At 63.6% G+C, this 5,550-nt stretch carries 5 protein-coding genes and 1 tRNA gene; 3 read left to right on the forward strand and 3 right to left on the reverse strand.

Features of this window, described 5'->3' with window-relative positions; translation table 11 throughout:
- Positions 1-308: MFS transporter (locus MOV74_RS30110; protein WP_246930367.1), on the reverse strand; the 308-nt coding region annotated here is incomplete at its 3' end.
- Positions 309-622: 314 nt separating this feature from the next.
- Here MOV74_RS30110 and MOV74_RS30115 point away from each other — a divergent pair.
- Both MOV74_RS30115 and MOV74_RS30120 read left to right on the forward strand, forming a co-directional pair.
- Positions 623-1,951 carry a hypothetical protein gene (locus MOV74_RS30115; RefSeq protein WP_246930369.1) on the forward strand — a complete coding sequence of 443 codons (1,329 nt, stop codon included), beginning with the start codon at positions 623-625 and terminating at the stop codon, positions 1,949-1,951.
- Positions 1,948-3,276 carry a hypothetical protein gene (locus MOV74_RS30120; protein WP_246930371.1) on the forward strand — a complete coding sequence of 443 codons (1,329 nt, stop codon included), beginning with the start codon at positions 1,948-1,950 and terminating at the stop codon, positions 3,274-3,276. The genes MOV74_RS30115 and MOV74_RS30120 overlap by 4 nt, the downstream gene beginning before the upstream one ends.
- A gap of 2 nt (positions 3,277-3,278) precedes the next feature.
- On the opposite strand, the gene MOV74_RS30125 is transcribed toward MOV74_RS30120, so the two are convergent.
- Both MOV74_RS30125 and MOV74_RS30130 read right to left on the reverse strand, forming a co-directional pair.
- The gene (locus MOV74_RS30125; RefSeq protein ID WP_246930373.1) at positions 3,279-4,784 is read right to left on the reverse strand and encodes a hypothetical protein; all 1,506 of its coding nucleotides are present in this window, start codon (positions 4,782-4,784) and stop codon (positions 3,279-3,281) included.
- Positions 4,785-4,940: 156 nt separating this feature from the next.
- A tRNA-Leu gene (locus MOV74_RS30130) sits at positions 4,941-5,029 on the reverse strand.
- 174 nt (positions 5,030-5,203) lie between these two features.
- On the opposite strand from MOV74_RS30130, the gene MOV74_RS30135 reads away from it, so the two are divergent.
- The coding region (locus tag MOV74_RS30135) for a twin-arginine translocation pathway signal (RefSeq protein ID WP_246930376.1) at positions 5,204-5,550 on the forward strand (347 nt) is incomplete at its 3' end.

Consider the following 5,550-nt stretch of genomic DNA (forward strand, 5'->3'; position numbering starts at 1 on the left):
AGCACGCTCGCCACCGCATAGACCGCCATGCCGCCGAGCAGCACCGGCCGGCGGCCGAAGCGGTCCGACAGGGGGCCCATGACGAACTGGCCGGCGCCGAAGCCGATCAGGAAGGTGGACAGCACCAGCTGGAGGTGGTTGGCGACCGGAATCCTGAAGGCGGTGCCGATGTTGGGCAGCGCCGGCAGCATCATGTCCATGGCGAGCGGATTCAGCGCCATGATGGAGGCGATCACGATGACGAATTCTGGAAAACCCATGGGCCGGTGTCCCGTGGACACCCAAGAATCGGCATTGATGTCGGACAAGAAGCTCACCTCTGAAATCGAGCGACTTTATTCCTCGTCCATGCTGCGTTGCACAACCCATGTTTCGGGATGGCTGGCAGGCGGAACCGGGGCGGACAAAAATTGGTGAGGGAGCCAGCCCCGCTGGGCCGCCCGGGACGCAGTCTTGCGATGGGCCGGAAACCGCTGATTCACCATTCCTGCCTAAAGGTCGGCGACGGACGAGGCTCTTCGATCCCCGCGGGATGAAACGGAAACGCATCCTATCCAGTGTGGCGGCTGATTCCCGGCGCCATTTTGGCGCCTCACCGACCCAGGCCAAAAGGTATCCGTTTGTGTCCGACGTGACCGATGCAGCACGATGGTTGGGACCCTCGGCCGACCCGGCTGCGAGACGAGGGACCTGGCTTGCCTGCCTGATCGCGCTGACGGCGCTGTTCGTGCTCGGCAATATCGCCAATTATGCCCGGCTCGATCTGAACTATGGCTGGGACCTTCACGTCAATTGCGCGGCGGTCGATGCGCATGCCAAGGGGCTCGATCCCTATTTCGTTAGGAATCTGAAGGTCACCACGCTCTCCTATCCCTATTTGCCCGTGACGCTGGATGTCTTCCGCCCGTTGTGCACAGGCGGTTTTCTCGCCGGTCACTACATGGGCGTCTATCTCGTCCTCGCCGTCCTCTGCGGTCTCCTCTTGCCCGGTCTCCGCCGAACGCGCACGCGCGCGCGCGATGTTGCGCTCCAGGTGCTGTGCGCGCTCGGCGCTTTCGTCGGTTTCGAATGGGTGCACGTGTCCGGCAACTTCGCGATCCTGAGCGGCGTGCTGACCACGATCGCGTTGATGCTCCTGCTTCGTGCGCCAGCCGGCGGAGCGCCGGAGAATCCGAGCTTCGCCTTGCGTCTCGCCGGCGCTGCGCTGCTTGGCCTCGTGACCTCGTTCAAGCTGGTGTTCTTCCCAGTGCTGGTTGCGCTTTATTTTCTGCCGCTGCCGCGTCGGCGCAAGCTGATGCTGACCGCGGTGGCGGCGTTCAGCTTCGTCTTGCCGATCCTGATATCGCGGATGCTGTACCCCGATCTGTTCGCGAGCTGGCTGCTTGCGATTGCGGGACGGATTCCCAACCAGCACGCGGTCAATCTCGTGGAGGTCAATCCGTCGCTGCTGCTGCTCGCGCAGAGCCTGATGGATCACGCCGGCATTGAGGGCAGGCCGGCCGTGCTTGCGACCTATGCGCTGGCGGCACTCGCGCTCGTGCTTGTACCGTTCGCCTTGTCCGTCCTGCGGGTGGCTGCGGACCGGCCGGTGCGGGAAGGGGGATCGCGTCTGTTGCAGCTGGATCGCTGGCTGATGGATCATCCCCGCGCGGCCATGCGCATCACCGTGCTTGCCATGTTTGCGCTCTATCTCAGTTCGCCGCGCCTCAAGGAATATGCCTTCTTCGAGCTCGCGCTCTATGCCGCGATCCTCGTCGTCGACCTGCCGGCCCGCGCGCTCGCAGCCGTTCTCACCGTCGGTCTTCTCATTCCCGCGCTGATCTCGCTTGCAGGGACGGCGTTTGAAGGCACTTTCATCCTCCTCATCGTCGCGCTGATGTGTTTCTGGATTCTGCTGCAGGATTTTCGCGCGGAGCCGAAACGCCTCGAGATGGAAGGTGCGCAACCATGACCGACGTCGCCGCGTCCGCAGCGGGCGGAGAACGAGGGGCCCTTGCCACCGACGCGCGGGGCAGCAACTGGATGACCCGCTTCATTCTGGCCTTGGCGCTGCTGGTCGCAACGCTAGTTGCCATCGATATGGGCATGGACGAGACGTTCGGCTGGGATGCGCGGGTGAACTGCGCAGCCGTCGATGCGCATATCGGGGGGCTCGATCCCTATTTCGTCAGGAACCTGAAGGACACCAAGCTCTCCTATCCCTATCTTCCGGCGACCCTCGATGCCTTCCGGCCGGTCTGCGCCGGCGGTTTCCTCGTCACGCACTACAAGCCGATCTATCTCGTTCTCGCGTTGATCTCCGCGCTGTTGTTGCCCGGTCTCGGCAAGACCCGGCCGGGCTTCAGGGATGTCGCGCTGCGGAGCCTGTTCGCGCTCGGTGGCTTCCTCGGCTTTGAATGGATCATCGCGACCGGGAATTTTGCGATCCTGAGTGGCCTGTTGACGGCCGCATCGCTGGCCTTGTTGCTGCGTCCGGCGCAGTCCGGGGGCGGGGGCGGCACGAGTCTCGTACCGCAGCTCGCTGGTGCGGCCGTGCTCGGCCTTGTCACCTCGTTCAAGCTGGTGTTCTTCCCGGTTCTTGCCGCGCTCTATTTCCTGCCGCAGCCAAGAGGTCGCAAGCTTCTCCTGATCGCCGTCGCAGCCGGCATGTTCGTGCTGCCGATCCTGGCTTCGCTGGTGATCTATCCGGACCTGTTCAGGAGTTGGCTGAGCGCGATCTTCGGCCAGATCCCCGGACAGCATTCGCCGGGGAACGAGGTCAATCCGTCGCTGCTCTTCCTCGCGCAGACGGTTGCGGACCGCATTGGGCTTGCCGGCAGCAAGCCGGTCGTTGCCGCACTCTATGGTCTGATCGCAATCGCACTCGTGCTCGCGCCGCTCGCGATCTCGGTGTGGCGCATGGTCGGAGCGTCGCGCCCCGCTCGCAAGGCTTCGCTTCTTCAGACGCTCGACGACTGGCTGGTCGACCATCCCGACGCCGCGATGCGCATCACTGTGCTCGCGATGTACGCTCTCTATCTCTGCGCGCCCAGACTGAAGGAGTACGCCTTCTTCGAGGTGGCGCTGTACGCCGCGGTTCTCGTCGTCGATCTGCCTGCGGCGCTGATGGCCGCCGTGCTGACGGTCGCGATCGCCATTCCGACCCTGGCGTCGGTCTCGGGGGTGTTCATGGACGGGTTCAGCCAGCTCTCGATCACGCTGATCTGTTTCTGGCTCCTGCTGCCGCGTGGACCTTCAGGCGGCCCGGCGTCTTGGCGCGAGCCCCAGCAGAGCTGATCTTACCGTGGAGCGGCCTCTTGCCGGGTGTAGAGGCTGACATACGCGCCGGTATAGTCCTCTTTCCAGCCTCTCTCGCTGACCAGGAAGTGCCGCAGCGGGTCATGTGCTCTGACCCAGAGCACCGCATTGATCTCATACTTGCTGATCAGCTTGTCCCAGGTCGCCTCGTCGATGTCCCACCGAACCAGCTTGAGATAGTCGCGCAGCAACTCGTCCGGGTAGGCGGTCGCCGCCCGGCCGTCGACGAAGACGGGCACTGATCCCTGCGTTCTGAAGATCAGGAGCCCACCGATGTTCCAGTGGTTCAGCAGGTGCGCGTGCGCGCTGTGGGCCTCGAGATAGCGCGCATCCTCCTCCGAGAGCATGTCGGGCAATGCCAGAGCCGGTCTCACCTGCATGAACGTGAATGGCAGCAACAGGATGCCGACGACACTTGCCGCCAGCATCGCGCGCTGGACCTCGAAGCCCGACAGACGTTTCGGCAGCAGCCGGTCAATGTGAAGCGCCATCGGGACGCTCGAGAAGATGAAGAAGAACGCGGTGTATCTGAACTGATAGAGACCCAGAAACAGGAAGAGCCATGCAAGCACGCGCGCCTCGAGCGGAACGCGCGTGGAGCTTCGGTATCGCAGCTCCAGCGCAACGAAAGTCAGCGCATAGGCGATGCCAGGAATGCTGCCCGGTAGCTCGATGTTGTGAAAATAGGACCGCCATTCGCCGATATCGGCCTGGACGAAATGACCCAGCGTCGCCCTCACGCCGTCATAGACATGCCACCCAAGCGGATTGACGAAGATCGCGATGAAGCACCCCACGCCCGCGAGGCAGTAGTTCCGAAAGTTTGTCCAGTCCCGCCGCAGCAGGGCGAGGCCACCGAAGACGCCGAGGATCGGAAAGGCGAGCATGAAGCCGCCATGCAAATTCACCCAGAGGATCATCATCGGGGGCAGCAGGAACCATCCTCGCCGCCGCAGGCATTCTCCGTAAAAGACCACCGCGAACAGCATGGTCGCGATGTTCGGCGATGCCGCCAGATACATGTTGGGCGAGGCTTCGTAGCAGGGGTAGAGCAGGCACGCGGCAAAGACCGCGATGCAAACCGCCAGGGGCGATGCGCCGCTGCTCAGGCCGCAGAAGGCGAGGTATCCTGCGATGACCGCGCCGCTGGCGACCACCATGAGGACGATCCCGGCAAAGCCCGCGTGCTGATACAGCACGCTGGCCATCACGTCCCAGAGCCAGGACAGATTGTACCATCGCTTGTCGCCCAGGGTGAACGCCCACGGATCCTGGAAGGGGACTTCGCCCCGCTGCCTGATCAAGTCTCCGGCGGCGAGGTGCCAGCCCAGATCATAATGGCCGAGCAGAAGCGGTCCGTTCGACAGGTAGAACACGCAGAGGAAGGCGATCAGGAAGACGTAGACCTCGAGCCCGTGCAGGTGACGTCCGGGCGCTGCTTGCCTTCCGTCAATCCCGGACCGGGACCAATCCTCGCGCGCGTCCATTGGAGCTCTCACCATCGAAGCCAATAGCTCCAGGCCCTGCATGTCCCTGGGTCTGCATCGACGGGCAGACATCGTTCGATTTAGGGGAAGACGGACTAAAGCCGAGTAAAGGCCCGCGCCGGGCTTTCAACCGGCCACGCGCGGCGTCAAATCTCGTGGTGCGGGCAGCCGGGGTCGAACCGGCACAGCGCTTGCGCACCGAGGGATTTTAAGTCCCTTGCGTCTACCAATTCCGCCATGCCCGCTTGATCCAACGAGATCAAACACTTAAGTCCATCTCCGGCCGTCTGGAATTGGCGCTTTGCGGGCTCGGAGGGACGGTTCTTCCTTAAGCGAGCCGGGCCCACAAGGCAAAGCCTCAATCCGGACATCTGTTGTTGCTTTAGGCATTCTCAATCCACGGGGGCTATTCATCCGGCATGGTTGCTTCGTTTTCCTCTTCGCCGCGCGGCTTTGGCGCGCTCCTGGCGCTGCTTGCGGCCGGCGCCGCGCTGTCCGGCTGCGCCAGCATGAGCGAGACGGTCGCGCCGGCCTTTGCCGATCCCGCCAAATACGAATTGTACGACTGCAAGCAGCTGGAGGGCGAGCGCAAGGCGCTCGCCAAGCGCACTGACGATTTGCGCGGGCTGATGGAGAAGGCCGAGACCGGGACGGGTGGCGCCGTCGTGTCCGAGCTCGCCTATCGCAACGACTATATCGCGGTGCGCGGGCAGGCCCAATTGGCCGAGGACGCCTGGCGCCGCAACAAGTGCCGGGAGGCGCCGCC

Source organism: Bradyrhizobium sp. SHOUNA76, assembly GCF_023006445.1.
Taxonomy (GTDB): Bacteria; Pseudomonadota; Alphaproteobacteria; order Rhizobiales; family Xanthobacteraceae; genus Bradyrhizobium.